The 22,263-nt window shown below is 62.0% G+C and carries 21 protein-coding genes; 6 read left to right on the top strand and 15 right to left on the bottom strand.

Annotated elements, in window-relative coordinates; translation table 11 throughout:
• Positions 1 to 28 precede the first annotated feature (28 nt).
• From FHT93_RS05895 to FHT93_RS05835, 13 genes are all read right to left on the bottom strand, one after another.
• Positions 29 to 856 carry an oxidoreductase gene (locus FHT93_RS05895; protein WP_183846632.1) on the bottom strand — a complete coding sequence of 276 codons (828 nt, stop codon included), beginning with the start codon at positions 854 to 856 and terminating at the stop codon, positions 29 to 31.
• 434 nt (positions 857 to 1,290) lie between these two features.
• Complete coding sequence (locus FHT93_RS05890) at positions 1,291 to 2,325, bottom strand: aliphatic sulfonate ABC transporter substrate-binding protein (RefSeq protein ID WP_183846630.1); 1,035 nt, start codon at positions 2,323 to 2,325, stop codon at positions 1,291 to 1,293.
• A 29-nt stretch (positions 2,326 to 2,354) separates the two neighbouring features.
• A complete protein-coding gene (locus FHT93_RS05885) occupies positions 2,355 to 3,212 on the bottom strand; it encodes an ABC transporter permease (RefSeq protein WP_183846628.1) in 858 nt (285 codons plus the stop codon).
• 16 nt (positions 3,213 to 3,228) lie between these two features.
• Positions 3,229 to 4,065: an ABC transporter ATP-binding protein gene (locus FHT93_RS05880; RefSeq protein WP_183846626.1), complete on the bottom strand. Its 837-nt coding sequence runs from the start codon at positions 4,063 to 4,065 to the stop codon at positions 3,229 to 3,231.
• 13 nt (positions 4,066 to 4,078) lie between these two features.
• Positions 4,079 to 4,405, bottom strand: coding sequence for a ferredoxin family protein (locus FHT93_RS05875; protein ID WP_183846625.1), 327 nt, complete (start codon positions 4,403 to 4,405; stop codon positions 4,079 to 4,081).
• Positions 4,402 to 6,033 (bottom strand): FAD-binding protein, encoded by a 1,632-nt coding sequence (locus FHT93_RS05870; protein WP_183846623.1) that lies wholly within the window; start codon positions 6,031 to 6,033, stop codon positions 4,402 to 4,404. The genes FHT93_RS05875 and FHT93_RS05870 overlap by 4 nt, the downstream gene beginning before the upstream one ends.
• Positions 6,034 to 6,095: 62 nt before the next feature.
• Positions 6,096 to 6,683 (bottom strand): thioredoxin family protein, encoded by a 588-nt coding sequence (locus FHT93_RS05865; RefSeq protein WP_183846621.1) that lies wholly within the window; start codon positions 6,681 to 6,683, stop codon positions 6,096 to 6,098.
• Positions 6,684 to 7,107: 424 nt separating this feature from the next.
• The gene (locus FHT93_RS05860) at positions 7,108 to 7,914 is read right to left on the bottom strand and encodes a hypothetical protein (protein ID WP_183846619.1); all 807 of its coding nucleotides are present in this window, start codon (positions 7,912 to 7,914) and stop codon (positions 7,108 to 7,110) included.
• Between the two features lie 209 nt (positions 7,915 to 8,123).
• Positions 8,124 to 8,519, bottom strand: coding sequence for a hypothetical protein (locus tag FHT93_RS05855; protein WP_113015339.1), 396 nt, complete (start codon positions 8,517 to 8,519; stop codon positions 8,124 to 8,126).
• On the bottom strand, positions 8,516 to 8,719 hold the full coding sequence (locus FHT93_RS05850) for a hypothetical protein (protein ID WP_112969529.1): 204 nt from the start codon (positions 8,717 to 8,719) through the stop codon (positions 8,516 to 8,518). Before FHT93_RS05850 ends, FHT93_RS05855 begins: the two co-directional genes overlap by 4 nt.
• Positions 8,720 to 8,867: 148 nt before the next feature.
• The gene (locus FHT93_RS05845; protein ID WP_018115744.1) at positions 8,868 to 9,119 is read right to left on the bottom strand and encodes a hypothetical protein; all 252 of its coding nucleotides are present in this window, start codon (positions 9,117 to 9,119) and stop codon (positions 8,868 to 8,870) included.
• Between the two features lie 55 nt (positions 9,120 to 9,174).
• Positions 9,175 to 12,891 carry a hypothetical protein gene (locus FHT93_RS05840; RefSeq protein ID WP_183846617.1) on the bottom strand — a complete coding sequence of 1,239 codons (3,717 nt, stop codon included), beginning with the start codon at positions 12,889 to 12,891 and terminating at the stop codon, positions 9,175 to 9,177.
• Positions 12,892 to 13,050: 159 nt separating this feature from the next.
• On the bottom strand, positions 13,051 to 15,528 hold the full coding sequence (locus tag FHT93_RS05835; RefSeq protein ID WP_113015270.1) for a hypothetical protein: 2,478 nt from the start codon (positions 15,526 to 15,528) through the stop codon (positions 13,051 to 13,053).
• A gap of 137 nt (positions 15,529 to 15,665) precedes the next feature.
• Here FHT93_RS05835 and FHT93_RS05830 point away from each other — a divergent pair, with 137 nt between their 5' ends.
• The 4 genes from FHT93_RS05830 to FHT93_RS05815 all read left to right on the top strand — a co-directional run bounded on the left by FHT93_RS05830 (position 15,666) and on the right by FHT93_RS05815 (position 18,201).
• The gene (locus FHT93_RS05830; protein WP_162728551.1) at positions 15,666 to 16,217 is read left to right on the top strand and encodes a hypothetical protein; all 552 of its coding nucleotides are present in this window, start codon (positions 15,666 to 15,668) and stop codon (positions 16,215 to 16,217) included.
• Positions 16,218 to 16,489: 272 nt separating this feature from the next.
• Positions 16,490 to 16,831, top strand: coding sequence for a hypothetical protein (locus FHT93_RS05825; protein ID WP_162710192.1), 342 nt, complete (start codon positions 16,490 to 16,492; stop codon positions 16,829 to 16,831).
• Between the two features lie 117 nt (positions 16,832 to 16,948).
• Entirely contained in the window at positions 16,949 to 17,662 is a 714-nt protein-coding gene (locus tag FHT93_RS05820) for a hypothetical protein (protein WP_162728552.1), read from the top strand.
• A gap of 14 nt (positions 17,663 to 17,676) precedes the next feature.
• Positions 17,677 to 18,201, top strand: coding sequence for a hypothetical protein (locus FHT93_RS05815; protein WP_112546726.1), 525 nt, complete (start codon positions 17,677 to 17,679; stop codon positions 18,199 to 18,201).
• A gap of 58 nt (positions 18,202 to 18,259) precedes the next feature.
• Here FHT93_RS05815 and FHT93_RS05810 read toward each other — a convergent pair whose 3' ends face one another.
• Both FHT93_RS05810 and FHT93_RS05805 read right to left on the bottom strand, forming a co-directional pair.
• Positions 18,260 to 19,252 (bottom strand): carbon-nitrogen hydrolase family protein, encoded by a 993-nt coding sequence (locus tag FHT93_RS05810; protein ID WP_183846615.1) that lies wholly within the window; start codon positions 19,250 to 19,252, stop codon positions 18,260 to 18,262.
• A gap of 267 nt (positions 19,253 to 19,519) precedes the next feature.
• The gene (locus tag FHT93_RS05805) at positions 19,520 to 20,398 is read right to left on the bottom strand and encodes an aldo/keto reductase family oxidoreductase (protein ID WP_113015274.1); all 879 of its coding nucleotides are present in this window, start codon (positions 20,396 to 20,398) and stop codon (positions 19,520 to 19,522) included.
• Between the two features lie 118 nt (positions 20,399 to 20,516).
• Between FHT93_RS05805 and FHT93_RS05800 the strand changes: the two genes are divergently transcribed.
• Entirely contained in the window at positions 20,517 to 21,434 is a 918-nt protein-coding gene (locus tag FHT93_RS05800) for a LysR family transcriptional regulator (protein WP_183847539.1), read from the top strand.
• Between the two features lie 105 nt (positions 21,435 to 21,539).
• Entirely contained in the window at positions 21,540 to 22,211 is a 672-nt protein-coding gene (locus FHT93_RS05795; protein ID WP_113203877.1) for a VOC family protein, read from the top strand.
• Positions 22,212 to 22,263: the final 52 nt, after the last annotated feature.

Below are 22,263 nucleotides of genomic sequence, written 5' to 3'. Positions count from 1 at the left end.
GGTCATCGCTGCATCCTCCGCCTGGCCGTCACATCTGGCTCTTGATCAGCCGGTCGAAGACGCGGTCGCCCAGCCACTTGCGCACCGAGATCATCATCCTTGCGTATTTGCCCGCTGCGTAGCGGGTTTTGGGCCGGGCCGACAGGAGGGCTTTGCCGACGACATCGGCGATGACCTTGGGATCGGTACCCTGGCCGCGGCCATAGCTCCTGTCGATGGAGGCGGCCACGCGCTGCGCGAGCTTGCAATAGGGACCGGTGCCGGACCGTTCGAGGATGCCTCTGGACGCTGCATCGCCAAAGCCCGTCTCGATGAGCCCCGGCTCGATCACGATGACGCGGATGCCGAAGGGTTCGAGCTCCAGCCGCAGACTGTCCGACCAGCCCTCCAGCGCATGTTTGGTGGCGTGATACCAGGCGCCGAGCACCGTATAGATCTTGCCGCCCATCGAGGTGATGTTGACGATTGTGCCTGCGCCGCGCGCCCGCATCGCCGGGAGCAGAAGCTGGGTCAGGCGCGCGGGGCCGAAGACATTGACCTCGAACTGGTAGCGCGCCTCATCGAGCGGGATCTCCTCGACAGGGCCGTAGAGACCGAAGCCGGCATTGTTGACCAGCACATCGACACCACCAGATCTTTCGGTGATGGCCCGGACTGCGGCAACGATATCCTCGTCCTTCGAAATATCCATCCGCAGCGGGATTGCGCCAAGCGCTGCCAGATCGGCCATCTTCTCGACGCTGCGGGCGGCGACATAGACCAGATAGCCGTCAGCGATCAGCCGCCCGGCAATGGTCTTTCCCATGCCGGATGACGCGCCGGTGACCAGGGCCGTGGGTTGGGATTTGCTGTTCATGATGCACCTTTTTGCTCTTGCATAGAACGCAAGGTAGCCGGCGCATCATGCCAGATCAGTTGCGCACGACGCCAGAGATATTGCGAAAGGCGCCAATTCTCCGATATTCGCAGCGCTTCGCGGCTGACGGCGGCACTCGACGCCGACGATCTCGTCGCGGCATCAAAAATCGTCCGTGCAGGCGCGAACCCCGAGCTTCATCAGAAGTTTGCGGTCACCTATCGGCAGGTGATCGTGAAGCTGGCGGGGTAGGCTTCCTGTTGCCGACTGCCGGAAGAGCGGAGCGCCGGCTTTGGCGCGGGTTCAACCTGTCGGCAAGGCCTTTGCCGCCAACTCAACGTCATCCTCGGCCTTGCGCCTGATATCGAACGGAAGCAGATATCAGGGACAGGCCGAGCATGACGGCGGAGAGGTTGGCGGCGCTGCCCTTTTGGTCAGTTCGACTTCTTGGCGTCGACTTCCTTGTAGGCTGCGTCGAGGAAGCTGGTATTGATCCACTTGTCGTAATCGACGGAGCCCTTGAGCAGCTTGGCATCGGCCATGAACTGTTCCTCGCTCTTGAGCGATGCGAGAGCCTCGGGCGTGATCTTCGGATCCTGATAGAAGACGTTGTCCTTGTAGGTCTCGCGGACCGACTTTTCCGAGGACTTGGTTTCGTCGACGAAGATCTTGATCGTGTCTTCCGGGTGGGTATCGGCCCAGCGGGCGGTTTCAATGTCGACCTTCAGGAGGCGCTTGACGAGATCGGGGTATTTTCTAGCGAATTCGCCATTGGCGGAGATGACGAAGGGGGCGGACCATTCCGGATGCGAGGAAGCGTCGAGGATGACGCGGGCCTGGCCGGTTTCGACGAGCTTGGCGGCGACATCGCCGCTTTCGACGACGGCATCGACATCGCCGCGCACCAGCGCCGGGCCCGAGGCATCGAAGGCGAGGTTGAGAGATTCCACATCGGTGAGAGACAGGCCAGCGGACTTCAGCGCCTTGGCGAAAGTGGAGTGGCGCACGGTGCCGGCGAGATAGGCGACCTTCTTGCCCTTGAGATCGGCGAGCGACTTGATCGGCGAATCCGCCTTGACGATGATCGCCGAGCCGTTGGCCTTTACATAGCTCGAAAGGCCGATGGCCTTCACGTCCGCGCCGGCAGCGGCGACGCGCAGCGCCGGGTTATTGCCGGTGTAGATGAATTCGACGGCGCCAGTGGCAAGCGCGGTCGTGGCTTCCGAGCCGCCATTGGTGAAGGCGATGAACTCGACCTTGATGCCGTCCTTTTCGAACTCCCTGGCGAGCGAGCCGCTATGGCGTTCGAGGATGAATTTCAGGTGGCCGGGGGCCGTGCTGCCGATGCGGATGATTTCGGGCTTGTCTGCGGCGAGAGCCGGGCCGGTGAGGGCGGCGCTGCCGAGGGCAAGGGCCGCGAGGCCTGATAGCAGCGTGCGGCGCAGGATCGATGGGTTGAAGCTTGTCATGTGATGTCCCCTTCAGAAACGGTATTCATTCAGTTGTGAGAGATTTCGGAGCTGCCCTTCCAGGCAGTCGCCCAGCGCTCGAACCAGACGAGCAGGTAGTTCACGAGCAGGCCGATCGCGGTCATGGTGATGATGCCGGCATACATGTCGGCTGTTTCCATCATCAGTTGCGACTGCTGGATCAGGAATCCGAGGCCGGATTTGGCGGCGAGCATTTCCGCGCCGATGACGGCGAAGATCGAGGATTTGACGGCAAGGCGCATGCCCGAGACGATCGAGGGAATGCTGGCCGGCAGGATGACCTTGCGGAACATGTCGAGATCGGACGTGCCCATGGAGCGGGCGGCTTTCAGGAGCAGCGGGTCGACTGACTTGACGCCCGAGATCGTGTTGATCAGCAGGAAAAAGACCGACGAATAGAAGCAGATGGCGATCTTCGATGCCTCGCCGATCCCGAGCAGCAGGATGAAAACAGGCAGAAGGGCGAATTGCGAGGTGTTGCGCAGCGTCTGGACGAGCAGGTCGGAGACCTTTTCGAAGAGCGTGTAACGCCCCATGAGGAAGCCGAGCGGCACGGCGACGACAACGGCAAGCAGAAAGCCGATGGCGGCGCGCTGCAGGCTGATGCCGATATTGGCCGAGAGCGTGCCGTCGAGCAGCAAGGCATACCAGGCTTCCAGCACTTCGCTCAGCGGCGGGAAGAAGATGCGGTTCAGCCAGCCGAGGCGCGGCGCGATCTCCCAAAGGCCGAAGAAGACGATCATCAGCGGCAGGCCATAGGTGGCGGCGCCGAATTCGATGCGGCGTTTGGCGCGCGGGGCGGCACGCTTTTGCCGGGCGGGAGAGAACTCGGCGCCGAGGTCGGTCTTGTCGGTAATATAGGCCATATCAGTTCTCCCGGTTTCAGTGGGCGTAAGCCGGTGAAAGCGCCCAATCTTTCTGCGCCTTGTTCACTTCGTCCCTAAGGGCTTCCCAGACGCGACCGCGATGGGCGTTGAACTCCGCACTTGCTCTGATGTCGCCATCGCGCGGGCGCGGCAGGTCGATATCGATGATTTCCTTCACCGTGCCGGGGCGCGCCGTCATGACGACGATGCGGTCGGCGAGGTAGATCGCCTCGTCGATCGAGTGGGTGACGAAGACGACGGTCGTGTTGATCTTCTCCCAGATGCGCAGAAGCTCGGTCTGCAGGATCTCGCGGGTCTGGGCATCGAGTGCGGCGAAGGGCTCGTCCATCAGCAGCACTTCGGGATCGGTCGCGAGCGCGCGGGCAATCGCCACGCGCTGCTGCATGCCGCCCGAGAGCTGGTTGGGGAAGCGATCCTCGAAGCCGGAGAGGCCGAAGAGGGAGAGGAAGTAACGGGCCTTGTCCGTGCGCTCGCGCTTGGGGACGCCGTGTACTTCAAGCGCATATTCGATATTGGCGAGAGCCGTGCGCCAGGGAAACAGCGCATATTGCTGGAAGACATAGCCGGTCTTCGGGTCCGGCTTGACGATGTGCTTGCCATCGATCCGGACGATGCCGTCGGAGGCTTCCGTGAGGCCGCCGATAATGTCGAGCAGCACGGATTTTCCGCTGCCGCTCGGGCCGACGAGGGTGATGAACTCGCCCCTGCGGATGGTGAGATCGATGCCGTTCAAGACCGTGACGCGGTCGGAGGGGCGGCCATCGATCTGTACCGTCTGGCCGGGCTTTAGCTGGAAGGTCTTGCGGACATCGGTGACGGTGATGCGGTCCATGGGCTTCTCCAATTCAGACTTGCGCGACGCGGATGCGGTGGGTTGGGTCGAGTTGCGATCCGCCCGGTTTGCCGCGCTTCCAGCCAAGCGCGCGGGAATAGCTGCCGAAGAGGTTGCGTTCCTCGACCTCTTCTTCAGTGATCGACAACGGACCCTCGGCGCGCTCGGCGACATAGAGCGCGTCGGTCGGACAGTAGATTTCGCAGAGGAAGCAGGTCTGGCAGTCATCCTGGCGGGCGATGACGGGCACGCCATCGGTGGCGTCGAAGACATTGGCCGGGCAGACCTTCACGCAGATATCGCATTCCACGCAGCGGCTTTCGGAGACGACTTCGATCATGATGCGATCTCCTGGCGAGCCTCGGGTGCGGAAGAGACAACGATGTCATTGACGCCGCGCACGGTGATGGAATGGGCGAAGGCCGGGTCGTTGCCTTTGAAGTCCGAGCGGCGGTGCATGCCGCGGCTTTCCTTGCGGGCAAGGGCCGAGGCGAGTGACCAGCGGCCGTGGGCGGCAATCGCGGCTGCCTCGCGCGCCTTCAGTCTATCGAGGCCGGCGCCGGAGAGATGGTTTCTGACGTCCGACCAGAGCGTGTCGAGCTTGTCCTGGCTCGTCTGCAGGCGGCTGCCCTCGCGGAAATAGTTCTTCTCCAGCGGCGTGACTTCGGCGCGCACGCTGTCGATGACATCCTTTGCCGTCAGCGTGTCCTTCACCGTGCCGCCGGGGCGGAGACCTGCCTGGCCGAGCGGGCTGGAATTGGAGCGGAAGGCTTTGTCGCCGCGGCGTTTGGCATGGCTGGCCGCACCCTGGCCGGACCACCAGCCGCTGGCGATTGCCCAGGATGAATTGGGGCCGCCGCCGCCTGATGTGGCGCCCGCCAAGGGCTCGCGGCTTGCGGCATCGCCGGCGACATAGAGGCCCTGTACATCGGTGCCGCAATCGGATGTGGCGATACGGATGCCGCCGGTGCCGCGCACCGTGCCTTCGGCGCGGAAGGTGACGCGGAACATCTGGCTGAATGGATCGACCGGCGTGCGGTCATAGGGCACGAAACAGTTCGGCTGGCCGCGACGCAGCCAGTCCTGCAGGGCGGGCTCGGCCTGATCGAGCACGGCATAGACGGGGGCTTCGATCATGGCTCTGGCGATTTCCTTCTCGCGCTCGCCGATGCCGTTCTGCAGGTGATTGCCGTCGCTATCGAGGATCGGCGTGCCATCCTCGCGGTAAAAGGAGGCCCAGCGGAAGGGCAGGCCCTTGTTGAGCGACGAGCCATAGGGGGCGAGCGTATATTTGCCTGTGAATTCCATGCCCGAGAGGCTGGCGCCGGCTTCCGCCGCCATCAGGTGGCCGTCGCCGGTCAACGCTGCGGCACCGAGGATGCGCTCATGGAAGGCGCAGCCGCCGGTCGCCAGCACGATGGCGCCGGCATCCACCCGCCAGTCGCGGTCGCGCTGGCGGTCGATGCCCGCGGCACCCGTGACGGCTTCGCCATCGAAATAGAGCTCAAGGGCAGGGTGGTGATCGAGAACGGTGATGCCGGCCTTGAGTACGCGGCGGCGCATGAACGCCATGTAGTCAGGCCCGCGCAGATTGGCGATATAGAGTTTGCCATCCTCATCATCGGGGAAGGGGTAGCCCCATTCGGCAAGCTTCAGCAGGTTTTCATAGGCCTGATCGACGGTACGCAGCATCCAGCGCTGGTCGGCGAGATTGGAGGTGCGCTGCCAGCGGCGCTCGATGATCTGGGCGCGGTTTTCGCCCGGCGGCACCAGCCATGTGCCGGTATTCGACGGGGCCGTCGCGCCGCTGGTGCCGAGATAACCCTTGTCGGCGAGGATGACGCGGGCGCCGTTCTGCGCCGCCGAAAGGGCAGCCCAGGCACCGGCCGGCCCGCCGCCGATGATGAGCACGTCCGTCTGCAGATGCAACGGGCCGCTGCCCGCCAAGTCGTTACGCTTCAGCGACATCAGAAAATCTCTAGGTGATGATAAAAGAGCGCGGCAGCCACAGAGCTGCCGCGCTGGACCTATCAGGCAGCGTTGGAGAACCAGGAGGGTTCGTTGCCCGCAGTCCATTTGATGTTGCAGCCGATCGACGCTGTCTGTTCCTGCGCGGGCCGTGCGCCGGCGAGAACGGCGTCTGCCGCAGCGCGCAGATCCTTGCCGGTGACGGGCTTGCCATTGCCCGGGCGGGCATCGTCGTACTGGCCGTGATAGGCAAGCTTGCGGGCGCCATCGAAGAGGTAAAGGTCCGGCGTGCAGGCCGCGCCATAAGCCTTGGCAACCGCCTGCGCCTCGTCCTTCAGATAGGGGAAGGTGCAGCCGATCGCTTCGGCCTCATGGCCGACGGCGGCCAGGCTTTCTTCCGGATGCGCCTCGGCATCGTTGCTGTTGATGGCGATGACCCGCAGGCCCTTGGCCTCGTATTGCCTGGCGAAGGCAGCGAGATCATTACGGATCAGCTGGACGAAGGGGCAACGATTGGAAATGAAGGCAACGAGCAGCGCCGGCGTGCCGTCGAAATCCGAGAGCTTGTGGAGCACGCCCCTCGCATCCGGCAGAATGAAGTCCGCGGCGCGGGTGCCGAGCTCGATGGGATTGGATGCAGTCTTCGGCATGGATATCCTCCTGATGTGTAGAAACAATATAATCTATAAATTTAATCATGTTTGTATCCGAAGAAATTTGCGTCATTGGCGCTTTAGCGAAATAGCTTTCCGCTATGCGGGATGATCGTGGAAAGTTTTTAGGGTGAGGTCTGAGGAACGGCGGAAGATGCGAGGAGGGAGTCTGTTATCTTTACAGGCAAGAAGAGGATAGGCTGTGCCGCGCGGCCCCCTCATCCGCCCTTCGGGCACCTTCTCCCCGGCGGGGAGAAGGGGACGTGCCATGCGGCGGCATTTTGGGTGTCGGACGATGCGGCTGCCCCTTCTCCCCAGCGGGGAGAAGGTGCCCGAAGGGCGGATGAGGGGGGCCGCGCGGCACAAGGTCTCTATTCGTAAACGGTCGGAGACGTCTCTTTCAGTCAGCCCGCCAACACCATCACCGCCCACCATCCTCCAGCTGATGCCGCATCCAGATATTCGGCTCCTCATAAAGCCCAAGCCCGCTCTCGCAATCGGCCATCAGCGGCGCCAGGCCGCCCTCTACGTGATACGGCCCTGATAGGGGGAAGCGCAGCCCGCTCCATTCCGTCCATTGCGCCAACGGCGCCTCAACCCGCATGGAGCGCGGGGCGATTTTCGCGATCCGCGCGCCGAGCTGCCAGTGTTTGCGCACCCAGGGGTCGAACGGGGCGCCGTCGGCGGTCGTCCAGCCCATGTAATCGGCGAAGGACGTCAGCGGATAGGCCGGCTTCTTTGTCGGGCGAACGGGCGCGACGAGCGCATCGAGGCCGTTTTGCCGGGCGCTTGTCTTCATGTTGGCAATCAGGCGTTCGGCGAGATCCGAGCCGCGCCTGGCGGGCGAGACGACGATGGCGAGCGCGGAGAGGGCATTTGGTTTCTGCCCGGACCTGCTGGCTTCGACGCCATCAGCAAGGACGGCGTCCCATCCCTCGTCGGGCAGGGAGGCGTCGTCATCGGGATTGGGCCAGCGGAAGGGAATGCTGTTCGATGTCGCCAGAACCTGTTCGTTTCCGTCACTGTCAACGCCGAGGGCGAGAAACTGATGGCGGCGGAGGGCTTCTGAAAAGAGGCTGCCCCAGTATTTGACGACGGCTGCGTCGCCACCGATGAATTTCGGCCAGACGGCGGAACCGAGCTCGTCGAAAGCCGGGATCAGGTCCGGCCGCTCTTCGGCGGAGACCAGGATGACCTGGCCATGGGCTTCTTCTGGAGTTGCGGACATGTTCAACGTCTTCGATCTCGCGTAATGCCGAATTGCGGCGTGGAGATCCTATACGCGAGCAAGGACGTTTCTCGGAAGGGGGAGGCATCAAGAGAGCGCCTGGCTCCGGCCGAAGGCGTTTCGCAAGGTCACCGGAGGAATTCGGCCCCCAACCCAACGCTCTCTTGATGGGATGATGATGGCAGGCAATGGTTGAGGCGCTGTCCTGCCTATCTGTTCAGCCGCCGTGCCAGCAGCGCGCCGGCGTCGCCAATGACGATCGCAGGGATCAGCACCAGCGCCATGTCATTGATGCGCGGCGGCACGTCGATGACGACGAGGGAAAGGCCGAACCAGGGATTGAGGATCTGCACCATGTAGATCGCCGCCCACCAGAGCCCGAAGGGGATGACGATGAGCAGACGGCCGATGCGAGTGGCGCTCCAGCGGTCGGTGGCCTCGGTGACCGCGATATCGCGGGCGGACTCGATGCCCTTGATCACCTCCGCTGCGGCAAGCCGCTGCTGATCGGTTTCGGCCGCGAGCTTGGCCTGATAGGCAGCCAGAAGCGGGCCAGTGAATTTCTCGATGATACCGCCGAAGAGCAGGTCACTCAGCCACTTCATTTAGCCCATCCAAACTTGTGAGCGAGGAAATACCAGCCCTCCGCCACGGCGGCGATGAGCGCGCCCGAGGCGACCTGAAGGGCCATGGCGACATCGGGATCGCGTGAGATCATCTCGCCGAGATCGGGCGCAAGGAGGCCACGAGTAACGAGGATAGCGGCGAGGTAACGCAGGAGAATGCGGATGAAGACGAGGGTCATGTGTGCTGCCCGGTTGGAGAGGGCGGCAGGATGGGGTGGAAAGGGTTGTCAGACTGAACTCAGGGATTGAATCAGGTAAGTGCTCTATCTCTTTGTTTTGATGCAATTCCGGACGCAGAACCGCTTAAGCACTTTTACTGGAATTGCTCTAGAGAAAGCGGGCGAGCGTGCCGGACGCAATTGCTTTGATCAGTAGGCCTGCGAGCGGTGTCAGCACGATCGCGACGACTGCCCAGAGCGCTTTGCCGATCCGGTTTGCGAGCTTTTCGACGCTGCCCTCGATGCGCAGCAGGGCGGCATTGATATGCGGTTGCTGCGCTTCCAGCGAGACGACGCGCTCCTTCAGATCGTTGATCCTGCCATGCAGCTTTTCAAGCTCGTTGCGGGTGGTCTCATCCATGATGCCATTCCTTGTTTGGCATCATGGATAGGGGGCGAACGGTTGAGATCGAAAATCACGACCGACCGATCTGCTTGAGGCCGGCATCGACCTTGCGGGCAATTTCATCGGTTGGTGACCCCGCCACAAGGCCGGTGGCCTCGAGGATCTCGGTCACATGCTGGCGGTCGATGCCGATATTGCCGGATGGCGGACGGATGGCATTTGAAAGTGCTCTTGCGTCGCTCTCAGTGCCGGCAGGCGGGTTTTGCGCATCGCGGATCAAGGGCAGGGCGGCCATGACGGAATAGCCGGTGTGCTGGGCCAGGAAGGCCTGCCATGCAGGGTCATGATCATGCCCGCCGAGGGTAGCGCTATAGACCATATCCGTCATGGCGAGCGCGGTCAGATCCATGGCGAGTGCGATGCCCTGCCGGGCGGCGGCTGCCGCATCCTGATCGGCGGCTTCGGCGCCGGCTTTGAACTTTGCGCCGAGATGTGCGCCGAGGGTCTTGAAGAGCCGCAGGGTTTCTCCACCGTCGGGATGGGCCGAGAACGGGTCCAATATCGCCTGCTGCATGCAGGCGTCGGCATGGGCGATGGCCTTTGCTTCATCGCTGCCGAATTGCTTGAGACCCTTGTGATAATGGGCAAGCCAGGCCGGTATCTCGATGAGATGGAATCGCAGTGTTTCCGCAAGCCAGCCGGCCATCGTTTCCCATGCTGTTTTGCCTTCCGAAAAAGAGCTACGGCCGAGCATGATGTGCGAGCGGCTGGTGACCTCGGCGATGATATCGGGACCGGAGGCATCTTGAAGCGCGGCTGCGAAATCGTCCCTGCCTGTCGCGCCGATGATGTCGTCCAGCCGGTAGCGGCGCGAAAGCGAGGACGCGAGATCATTCGCAAGGCTTGTCGCGGTGGCGTTCTTTCTCATCAGGCGGGCCGTGCGGCCGATGCTGTCTGCGGCGCGCAGCTCGCCGGCGCCAGTTTCGCTGAGCCAGGCCTGCAGGGCCTCCAGATCGAGCGAACGACCGCTTTCCTCAAAGGCAGCCTCAAGACTGACATCGTCAAGCAGACGCTTTGCATTCGAGAGCGGCTCGCTGAATTCCAGGTCGTAGAGCAGGTGATTGACGTGGCGGTGCAGGATAGCGATGTCGAGATCGAGCGGCTTGGCGGTGAGGTCGACGCGGGACCGGCCATGACCGGCCTCGGTTTGCGACCTGGCGAAACCGCCCGATAGCAGGGATTGCGCCAGATCCGGGGCGGCATCAGCTCCCTCATAAGCCAGCGGATAATAACCGCCTTTCAGCTCCTTGCCGGCGATGGTGACGGAGATGGGCTGTACCCATTGAGGCTCGATGCCGGTCACGCGCTTCTCGCGGGCAGCGATATCGGGCTCAAATGCAGCGAGATAATCCCAGACGGATTGCACGAAGCCGGCATCGCGCGCATCGAGCGAGGCGCGCACGGCGGCGAGCCCGGCTTCGTCCAGGGCGCCTTCGATGCGGCTATCCGTCAGACGCCGGCGGCTGGCCTCGTTGCCGGTATTCAGCGCAATGGCCATGGCCTCCCATTTCGACAGGGACTGGCCGAGGGCCGGGAGATAGCGGGGACTTGCCATCTGGCGTCGCTCCTTGCCGGAATAGACATTGTAGAGCGCTTTGAGATCAGCAGCAGCCTGCTGTTTGCGCAGTGCAAGGCGGCCTGCGGCGGCATCGAGCGGCGCCTTGATGGCCTGATGGGCGGAGCCGGCAGGGGTGGCGTCAAGCTCAAGCAACAGGGCATCCGCCGCGCGGGCCGGATCGAGGGGAGAACGCTCGCGCTTGTCCAGGCCTGCTGGTCGCGGCCTTTTCAGGGCCTCGGCAAGGCTCGCAACGGTCTGCTCGAGATCGGCTTCGTGACCGGCATCGACCAGCCTGCCGGCGCGTCGCGCCGCATGTTCCAGATTCTTCAGCGCCGCGGCGACGGCGCGGAACCGCTCCAGCGTGATCTCCTTGTAGGATTGGCGCCCGGAGCCGATCAGCACACTATCGGGAATGGCAAGCTCATTTTCCCGGCCTGCCGCCTTCATGGCGAGACTATAATCTCTGAGGACGATGCGCGGATCACCCTGTCCACCCGGCTGACCTCCGGTCTGACGATCCGCCCGTCCTCCGAGACCGTAGCGGTCGAGCAGGGCGTCGATCGCGCCGACATAATCGATACGGCCGTTGTCTCGAAGGACGGCCGCGGCGAGCCTTTCGCGCGCGGGGCCGCTTACGATGCTTTGCGCTTCGGCCTCGAATTTTTCCACCTCGCCGATAATGTCGAGGCTCTCTGCATAGATCGCGTGATTGAGAAGCTGGCGGCGTTTGGCGGTGATCAGTCGGGCGATACGATCGTCCTGTCCGTGAGGGGCGGCGTCTGCATCGCCGGCAGCTTTGCGGCTTGCCCTCTCGCGCCAGGCCTCATCCTGCGCCAGTTCGTCACCCAGCCTGATAGCCTCGATCGCGGTGCGCCGGCCGGCCGCGAGAAAGCGCGCGCCGTCCATGGCATCGGCCACCTCCATGCCCGCGGTTGCCGAGAGCGCATAGGCCCTGGCTTCACTCGCCGTCAGCCCATCGCCCGAGCCGGCAAGCTCGATGAGGGCCGCAAGCTCGGCCGCCAGCCATTCGGCCCGCCTGTCATTGTGCACGGCCGCGAGTGCCCGCTCCTCGGCGGAACCATCGATCAGCATGTCGCCGTGCCGTTGCAGCATCACGCGGTCGACTTCGAAGGCGATAGCATCGGCGCGGGCCGGCGCCAGCGTCATGGCCGCCACCAGTTCATCGCCGGAGCCGAGGCCGAAGAGATCGGCGACGATATCGGGATCGAGCCCGCCCTGATCGGCATAGAGGGGGTGCTCGCCCTGAGGCAGGGCCTCGAGAATGGCGGTGCCATAGCGCGTCTCGAGAGTGGCCTTGTCGAAACGGATGTCACCTGATGGTGGCGGTGTTTGCGCATCGAGCCATCGGCGGTTCGCCATCCATTCAATGGCACGGTAGAGGCCGGTGGCGTCGATCTCTTTTTCGACCTCGCGCTGTACGGCAGCTTTTTCCGCCTTGTAGGCCTGCTGTTCTTCGCGCCGGACTGGCTCCATCATCTGGCGCAGAAGGCGGGCTTTTGCTTCCTGTGAGGCCAGCGCGCGCAGTTTTAGCAGCCGATCGTAGTGCGGCTGTGTCAGGCCGGCATCTTGCGCATTGGCAAAGACGGGTTCATCGCCGCCGACATTCTGTTCCGCCATCTCGATTGCGGTGTCGCTGGCGAGCATCCGAAAGAAGATGGCGGCGATGTCGGGGGCGAGGGAGATATCGAGGGCGACGAGGCGGCGATAGATCGACAGCAACCAGTCGCGGAATTGTTCGAGGACGCTACGCATCTCTGGTGAGGGCGCCTTGGCTTCGATCAGATAGGTTTCGGCGGCGCGGGCGAAATGGGACTGCATGCCGGCGTCGATGGCGGCGTCTTTATGAAGACTGCCGGTAGTGCCGTGGTCGAGGGCGGCGAATATGTCTTTTGTGGTGACTTTGATGCCGGATGCCGCGCGAGCGGCATCGGCGGCCACGGCGCGGGTGTTTGCGCGCCACCAGTTTTCGAGATGGGCGAAACTTTCCGCAGCGGGGCGAACGCCGCGGCCGGCCATATCTTGCATGATATCGAGGAAATGGTGGCTTGCTTCAAGCAGGACGGTTGAGAAAGAGGGCTTGCGGAAGATATCGAGGATCGTTTCGGACCCGGCTGGAACACGGATTGTGCCATCGGGTGAAGAAGCCAAGCGCCTGAAAAGACGCTGCGATGGGCCGGACGGGAGGCTGTCGGTTTCCACCACCGCGCTATGAGATGAAGCTTGGACGGACATGGTAGCGGAGTCGGCGGAGTGATCGATTGGATTTTTCAAGTTGAATTCCTTCGGGAAATCGCTTGCCGGTCAATTTTACGGATAGAGCTTCAGATATTCATCGAGGCTGCGTCCCTCCGAGCGCGCCAGAGCAGAAGAGAAGGCGGGGTGACTGATGGCGAAATGGGATATTGTCTCGGCAGGCCGTTCGGCGATGGCAGAACGCAATACTGCGAGATTGTAGATTCGTTGTTCGGCGGCACGGTCGATGATGGGGGAGTGGAAGGCGGGGTTGGCCCGTGGATTGTGGACGCTACCATAGGCGTTCGCATGCTCGCGAAACGCTTGGGATTCCGCGAAGGTGAGGCTGCTAGCCTGCGGACGGATATTATCCATAATATATCCATCGCCCTTCGAACCGGCGAAGTACGTGGCGTAGGTCGCCATCGAGAGTTTTATGTCGCCGCCGGTTATTCTGGCGAAAGCGAGGGCGCGGCTGTCTACCAGATCTTCGGGATTGATACCCGCTGCCTTGGCAGCTTTCACGAAGGCGCTGGCTGGAACGAAAACGTCCCGCGCTTCGGGGTTTGGTGTCACCCTGGTGGCAAATTTATGGAACTCGTCGCGTGACCGTTGCCAGAGCTTTGATGCCTGTGCCGCGGCAGAGATTTCTTCAAGTGACTGGCGGGCTTGGGTGGCCGCGGCCTTCTGCTGCTCGGACGTAAGCGAGTTTCTGTGCCCTCCAACGAAGCCGAGCGCTTTCTCGGCGCCGTGATTGAGCGCACCCACTACGGTGGCAATTAGCATGGTTTCCGCGACACCATCGGACCATTTCCTGTTGGGATCGTACAGCCGCCGGGCGATGTCGTTGGTCATCACTTTCTGGGTGCCCTGCTTCAAGCTTTCATCGGCGGCGCCGCCGATAACCCCCTGCAATACGCGGCCAACGGGCAGCCACTTGAGTGCCGGCGACAGGACTTTTGCTACAGGAAGTGCGGCGATCGATCCTGTCCGGGCGTACTGCCGCGCTGCCTCTGACTGCTTCTCTTCTGGCAGTCCCTTTTTTCTTGCCTCTGCAGCGCCTTCGCCAGCGGCCTGCAGCGACGCCATGACGGCTACAGTAAGGGGACCGCCGAGATATGCACCCAATACGCCGGGAAGGGCCAATCCGATTGCTTTGCCAATCTTTCGTCCGACACTGTTTTCATATCCAGGAGCTGCCGGAAGAAGTGCATCGCCGTAATCTTGAAGTTTCTGACCCCAGATCTCGAGTTTTTTTGCGAACTCGGGAAATGGGTTGTCGAAAGACTTTCTAACTTGTTCTGGCGTCATGTCGCCCGACCGAAGCGCCCTTAAAGTTATGTGCGCCTCCATTGGGTCGATTAGGTTTTGCTCAAATATATTTTGTTCGAAGCGAGCAAACTCGTCTTCCGTGAGATTTATCGCTCCCGGCATCTGCTTCAGAAAAGCCAGCTGCTTGGCTGTTGGATAGCTGTTTTGGAGCTGGCCTTCGCCTTCTACAATGAGGCCGCCCCAGGAAACCAAGGCACCGGGCAAGGCTTTTGCCAACTCCAGGCTATTCTGGCCTGCTGATTTGGTGTTTTTCCAGGCTTCCTCGGCTGTGACCCGGTGCTTGTATCGGGAGTCGAGCGTTGATCTGACATCGTCTTTCGTAGCGATCCCGGCCAACACTGCGTTAAGGGCGGTGATGCCGTCACCTTCGTTGAACCAAGATTGCTCTCCGATCTTGTTGCGCAACTCGGGAACGCGCTCGGGGTGGGCTAATGCGTCTGCAATCTCGTCGATGAGCGCCTCTTTGGCTTGTTCATCAGCGCTGAGAACCTCGTGAGGATTTTGGGAGGTACTGCCCGATGTAGGGACAGTCAGTTCTGCGGACGGCGTTGCATCAACCGCAGTTGGAGCAGTGGGGTGTGCGATCGATCTGACAAATCCCGCAGTTTGAGCCGTCGGTTCTGCAAACGGGGCGGCCGACTGGGTGGACGCAGGGGTCGACTGCGTAGCCGAAGGACTGGACTGTACGGCTGGCGCGATATTTTCGGCTGCTGACGCGCCGAGCGCCTCGGACGGGGCGATGGGACCTGCGGGTGAAGCGGTGGGCTGTAGAGGCAGGCCGACGGGACTCGGGGGAGCTGTGGGATTTGCACTTGGAGCGGCAGGCTCCTTCGCTGGAATCGTCACGTCACCGAACGCCCTTGGCACCTGCCCATACCGCTGCACAATCTCTTCGAAGGAACACAGATTGTAGACATCGTCCTTCGCCAGAAGGACCGCCATCGGGTTTTCGCCATACCAGGTTGCCGTGCGCCGTGCGGTCGAGAGCATCGCCTTGTTGCGTTGCTCGTCCATGCGCTTTTGGAGCAGGTCGCGATGCTCTTTTACTAGTTCCAGGGAAGGGGCCGGATTTCCCGTGGCATCCGCATACTCACGCGCGAAGTTAAGGCTACCTGCAACCTCGTCTGGATTTTCATCCGAGGATTGAATATTGCTACTGACAGCGGCAGCGTCCTGCTGGCGCTGTCTGCGCGATAGGGCATCACCCCGTGTGATATCCATGCTTTGTCTCCCGTTCGGCCGAGAGACAGGGGTAGGTGCGGAAGGGTTGTTTTATAAATCGAAGGAGGGGAGAGATGCCTGGAGCTTTTGCGGCTGCGGTGTTTGCCGCGTGGTTGGGTGCGAAATATTGGAGCGAGATGCTGCCGGAAGGCCGTAGGCAGGCGTGGCGGGTGTTTTTTCATGCGCTCATCGGTGCCTGGCTCGTCTATCTTGGCTGCGTTCTGCTGGTCTGGTTCCGCGATCCGGGGCAGTCCAATGCCACGGTGGCGGCCTTTGTTGCGGACAGGCTATACGGGCTGGCGATTGTCGCCGTGGTGACCGGTATTGCGGCCTATCGATTTCGCCTTACGCACTATGAGCCTGACGACGCCGATCGGGCCGCCCATATGTCTGCCGGCATGAAGAGCAGCATCTCGTTGCTGGTTATTCTCTCCTTTGCCAGTTTCCTTTGTGTCAGCGTGGCCTCGGGCGGGCGTATGCCGGATTATCCGGGCGGGACTGGCCGCTTCTTGGGAGAGTTCCTTGGCGGGGCTCTTTTGATCGTCATATTTGCGCTCATCGGCTTTTTCGTCACTCGTTTCGCCAGGAGAAAGCGGGACGCCTATGCTGGTCTGACGGGCGGAACCGTTGTCGCGCTGGCGATGAGCGGGCTCGCTTATCTGGGTATGCTCAAACATCTCAGTGGCTGAGCGTAGCGTAGAGCCTTTGCCGTGTTTTCGGGATTGCTGGCCAAAGCTGATGTTTGTCTCTGCCTCTTGTCAGACGCGCTAAAATTTGCGCGCAACCTCTTCTGGATTTTCATCCGAGGATTGAATAATGCTGCTTGCGGTGGCTGCGGCCTGCTGCCGTCGTTTCCAGACGTCATAAGGTTGCATGCTATCCATGACGGTCTCCCGTTCGGTCGAGAGACAGGGTTAGGTGCGCAAGGGTTGTTTTATAAATCGGGGGAGGAGTGCCGGTGGTGAATGGGACTGATATGCGTGGGGCTTCGGCCGGTGGCAAAGGTGGTATGGGATCGGGAATTGCGATCCTGGCGGCGGCCGCGCTGGTCTGCATTGTGGTGCGCCGTATCGTTGCGGCGACGGCCTATCCGGCGTCGGCAGGGCAGCGACTTATCGGCGAGATCATCGGCGGCTCGCTGCCGTCGTTTGTCGTTGGCCTGATCGTTTTCTTCATCGTTCGCTTCGTCAGGCGCAAAAGCGGCGATCGCTTTGCCGGCGTGCTGTCCGGCCTGATCGCCGTGCTCGTGCTTTCGGGCCTCGGCTATCTCGGCGACCTCAAGCATCTGAACGAATTTCGGTAGAGACATATTGTGTCATGGCGGCAGAAGCCGGCTTGAAGGGGAGAGATGGATAACGCGCGAGGCAGAGGTGGCGGAAGCGTCTGCGGGCGCCAGGGGTGGTCTGTGAGGGGCATGTTTTTGAGGAGCTTCGCTCGTCGGCTGGGGGCTGCGGGCGTTGGCCTGTTTCTGTTTTTCCTGCCATCGGCTTCCCATGCGGCGGAGCCTGAAAATGGCGGGCCTGCGGAGTTCATATTCGGCGTGCGGATAGGGGATGCCTATGAGAGCATCCTGTTGCAGCAGGGCTGGTATGCCTGCGATGTCGGAGAGCGGAAAAGCGTGTGTTTCGATGAAGTTGAGGTCGGCGATCAGATCGGCACGTTCCGGATCGGCATGCTGGATGGCCGCGCACTTTACGGAGAGTTCACGCCCAATCGCGCCGACAGCTTCTGGGAGATCGTCGGTTCATCAGGCTTTTCCCATCAAAACGAGGATGTGCCTGTCCATCTTGTGACCAGGAATGTTACGATCGACATCATCAAAGCTGTCCATGATCTGGGCGAGGAGGAGGCCAAGAGGCGGTTTTCCGGTTATCTGGCCAAGGACAATCAGAGCCTGCAGGCAATCAGCTTCGTTGCTTCCCGAGCGACGAAGCTGCCGCGGCCTGGTGCTGCCTTCCCCAATGGCGATGCCTACCTCAACAGCCTGCCGGCCGGAATGTTTCTTGTCTCAGTCAGCAGGGCGGGGAATGTCACCACCGTCATGATCTACCCCACACTGGCAAGCGCGAGCGCGGCCTTCCCGCAATATTGCCGTGACGGCTGCAAGAGCTGGTCGCCGCCCGACCAGCGCTAGGGGGCCGAGCGCGCATGACTTCCAATCTGGGCTTTGCCTCCACCCTCGTGCCCACCTTCATGGCGGCTTGGTTTGGGGCGAGATATTGGGCGCGGCTATTGCCGAAGGGGCAGCTCTATTCGCTGCTGGCCTTTTTCTGCGTGCTGACCGGCGCGATCCTTGTCTATGTAACGTGCATCATATGCCTCTGGCAGGTGGATCTGGCTTCTCACTCAATAAGCGATGAACGGACCGATTATCTGGGGCGGGGGCTTGGGTGGTCCGGTCTCATCATGATGGTGGTCATCGTTTCGACAAACCGGTTTCGGCTAAAATTCCACCCTCCTGAAGAGATCAGGCCTTCTGATGGCGTGGATGAGAAACCAATCGACAAGTGGCATTTTTTGGTAACCGGTCTCGTGGGATGCATAGTCTCAGGATTTGTGGAACTACCATCCGGCTGGGAATATGCATTTCCAACCGCTTGCGTGTATGCAGCTATGGTGCTGATCTACGGGGTTGGCGCGGGGCTTGCCGTGACCGGTCTTTTCCTGAAGTGATCAGCATGCAATTCCAGCACAATCGCTGCACGGTTCTGCCGGAATTGCCCCTGCCGCTTCAGAAAGCCTCGCGGCTGTCGCTCCTCGGATCTCCCTCGATCTGGTGCGGCCGGTAGAGATCGCCGCGGGCGGTGCGCCGCCACGGGCGGGCGAGATTGGCCGGGTCGGTGGTGATTTCGGCGATTGCGATGCCGGGTTTGCCATCATCAGGGCAACGAGCTGCCCACTGGCCCTTGGGGCCGGCGATGCCGCAGGGGGCGATGACGCTTTGCGGCGCATGGGCAGCGTAGCTCACCCAGAATGTGTTGCTGGCCGCAACTCCCAGGACTTCAGCAGCGAAGGGAGGAGCGGCGGAGGGGACTTCGCCCGAAGTGGAGAAGAGCACGCAATCGACGTCGAGCCGCTCATATTCGGTGAAGATCTCGTGATAATGCGACTCTATGCCGGCAGCGCAGCCGAAGCGCATGCCGTCCACCTCGAAGGTGACGGGGATTCTGCCCGGCGAATACATGAAGGTAATCTTCGTGTGGGAAAGCAGGCGCTCGTCATAACGCGTCACCAGCTCGCCCCGGTCTGAAATGACATAGAGGCTGTTATGCGGCCGGTGCGGCGGGGTCAGCCTGTGCGGCGCGCCGAAGACCGTCCAGAGCTTCAATTCCCTTGCGTGATTTCTCGTCTCCTCCAGCTCCTCGCGCAGGACCTCCCATTGGTAACGGCTCCAGTCGGCAGCGCCGATCTCCCTTGGGCCGATTTCGGAAAGGAGGCGCTTGGTCGGAAAGCAGAGCGTTCCCTCCGGGAAGTGGATCAGGCGGACGCCGGCCTTGCTCGCTTCACCCATGAGGCGACGCATCTCGGCGCCGTTGGCGCGGAATGCCGAGGCATCGCGCGGGTCCAGGCAAACAGAAGTTTGAGCGACCGCCAGCCGCAGGGATTTGCCGGCGGGCTCATCTGTCGGCTTCTTGCTGATATGGCTGAGGGCTGACGTATAGGATTCGCCGGTCTTTGCAGCGCGGGCGCGAACCTTGCGCTTGAGATTTCCATTCTGGGTCATTGTCAGGCCTTTCCGTCACGGACGCATGTTCCCCGGCAACCACGCCCGAGCGATCGGACCAAGGTTGATGGACCCGAGACGGAAGTCCCTTTGCCTCCGTTTGAAAGACCCTGCCGGGGAGGATCGCTGGAGGTTGGGCGCAGGCCACGCCTGAACATGATGATGTTCAGGTCGTGCCGATTCGTCAATCTGTGGAGGGGGCTGTGGAGGGAGCGGTATCGCCTGCGAAACGCGGCAAGGGCGCCGCGTTCCGTTCCTTCCGTTGAGTCAGGCGCCTTTCGCTGCGGCAATGCCGTCGAGTTGCGCCATGACCTCGGGCGACAGTTCGATATCGGCCACCGCGAGATTTTCCCTGAGATGACCACGCGAGGATGTGCCGGGGATGAGCAGGATGTTCGGCGCGCGCTTCAGGAGCCAGGCGAGCGCCACCTGAAGGGGCGTGGCGTTGAGGCGGGTGCCGAGCTCCGAGAGCGTCGAAGATTGCAGCGGCGAGAAGCCGCCGAGCGGGAAGAAGGGCACGTAGGCCGTGCCTTCCGAGACGAGCTTGTCGATCAGCGCGTCATCGTCGCGGTTGGCGAGGTTGTACTGGTTCTGAACGCAGACGATCTCGGTGATCCTGCGGCCGTCATCCACCTGTTTTGCAGTGGCATTCGACAGGCCGATATGTTTGATCAGGCCCTGCTGCTGTAGCTCGGCCAGAACCGTCAGCGGCGCCTCGAGCGAGCCTTCGGCCGGGCCATGCACATCGAACATGGCGCGCAGGTTCACCACCTCGATCACGTCGAGGCCGAGGTTTTTCAGGTTGCTGTGGATCGCCGCGGTCAGCTCTTCCTTCGAAAAGGCCGGGTTCCAGGAGGCATCGGATCCGCGCAGCGCGCCGACCTTGGTGACGATGACGAGATCGTCTCCATAGGGATGCAGCGCTTCCCGGATGATCTCATTGGTGACGTAGGGGCCGTAGAAATCGCTGGTATCGATGTGGTTGACGCCGCTTTCGACGGCTTCGCGCAGCACGGCGATAGCTTCATCGCGATCCCGTGGCGGGCCGAAGACGCCCTTGCCGGCAAGCTGCATGGCGCCATAGCCGAGGCGCTTCACCATGCGATCGCCGAGCTTGAAGCTTCCGGAATTATCGACAGTAGACATGAAATCTCATCTCCGATTGAAGGCAGGAAAGCAGATAGGCCTGTATCGTTGTCCGGACAATTGGCTATAATCCGGACGGGCTGTCCGGCTTACAGGACAATCAATGGGAACTCAGACTATGAAACAGGGTGTGCCTGAGATCAGCGATGTCAGCGCCTTTCTCGTCGTCGCAAGGGCCGGCGGTTTTCGCGAGGCAGCGCGGGTGAGCCATATGAGCTCCTCGGCGCTCAGCGATGCGGTGCGCCGGCTGGAGGCGGAGCTTGGGGTGCGGCTCTTCAACCGCACGACACGCAGCGTTGTGCCGACGGAAGCCGGTCGCGGCCTGATGGAGCGGCTCGGCCCGGCCTTCGGCGAGATCGATGCTGCGCTCGACTTCGTGAAGGATTTTCGCGACCGGCCGGCGGGTTCGCTGAAGCTCAATGTGCCCGTGAGCGCAGCGCGACTGGTGTTGCCACGGATCGTGCCGGCGTTTCTGAGAGCTTATCCAGATATTCGCCTCGAAATCGTTACCGAGGAGAATTTCGTCGATATCATCGCCGCCGGCTGCGATGCCGGCATCCGCTATGACGAGCGGCTGGAACAGGACATGATCGCGGTGCCGATCGGCCCGCGTGTCCAGCGTTATGCCGGTGCGGCTTCCGCCGCCTACCTGGAAGAGCATGGCCGGCCGCAGCATCCGCGCGACCTGCTTCAGCATGCCTGCATCCGCGGCCGCTTTGCCGGCCGCGCCGTCCCGGTCTGGGAGTTCGAGCGCGACGGCGAGATCGTCAGGGTCGATCCGCCGAGCCCGCTGATCGTCCAGAACGGCGGCGGCACGGATCTCGCCGTTGACGCGGCGATTGCCGGCACCGGCATCGTCTTCACCTTCGAGGATTGGCTGAAACCCTATTTTGAAGGTCGCATGCTGGAGCCGGTGCTGGAGCCCTGGTGGCAGAGTTTCTCCGGCCCCTTTCTCTATTATCCCGGCCGGCGCCTGGTGCCGGCGCCGCTGCGCGCCTTCATCGATTTCATCAAGGCGATGCCGCGGGAGCCGTGAAGAGAGATCATCGACCCGCAACGTGCTAGAGTGGAGCGGGCGATGCATTTGCCGCATCGCCGTCATCATCAACACCATCGTCGTGACGATGGGAGGGGGAAGATCATGAGCGATGCAAGCAACAGGGCCGGCAACGGCACGAGCGAGATGAAGCTGGAGATCATTGTCGTGCCCGTTTCGGATGTCGATCGCGCCAAGGCCTTCTACGGCGGGCTCGGCTGGCGCCTCGATGCAGACTATTCCTCAGGTGAAGACTACAGGGTGATCCAGTTCACCCCGCCGGGCTCGAATGCATCCGTCATCTTCGGGAAGAACGTAACGCCGGCGGCACCTGGCTCCGCACAGGGACTGTATCTCATCGTCTCCGATATCGAGGCAACCAGAAAGGAGTTACGGGAGCGCGGGGTAGAGGTCAGCGACGCCTTTCATCCCGAGGGAGAGGTCTATGGCGGGCCTGACGTGCCCTATCTCTTCGGCCGGCGCCGGGTCAATGGCCCCGATCCCGACCGCAGCAGCTACCGCTCCTTCGCAGCCTTCAGCGACCCTGACGGCAATGGCTGGCTCTTCCAGGAAATCACCGCCCGGCTGCCGGGGCGAATTACCTCCGACCTTGCCGCTTTCGGTACCGCGAAAGACCTCGCCGCGGGACTGCGCCGGGCGGCCGAAGCCCATGGCGAGCACGAGAAGCGCAATGGCGGCAAACATGACGAGAACTGGCCGGACTGGTATGCGGAATACATGATGGCCGAACAGACCGGCAAGCCGCTGCCGCAATGAGGTGGTTGTGAAGTGATTGGCGAGCGGGGCAAGCCGGATTGGCCGGTCCCCG

Origin of the sequence: Rhizobium sp. BK379, from assembly GCF_014193955.1 — a bacterium.
Classification (GTDB): domain Bacteria; phylum Pseudomonadota; class Alphaproteobacteria; order Rhizobiales; family Rhizobiaceae; genus Rhizobium.
The sequence above is the reverse complement of the archived record's forward strand: the minus strand, read 5'-3'. Positions and strand labels throughout refer to the sequence as shown.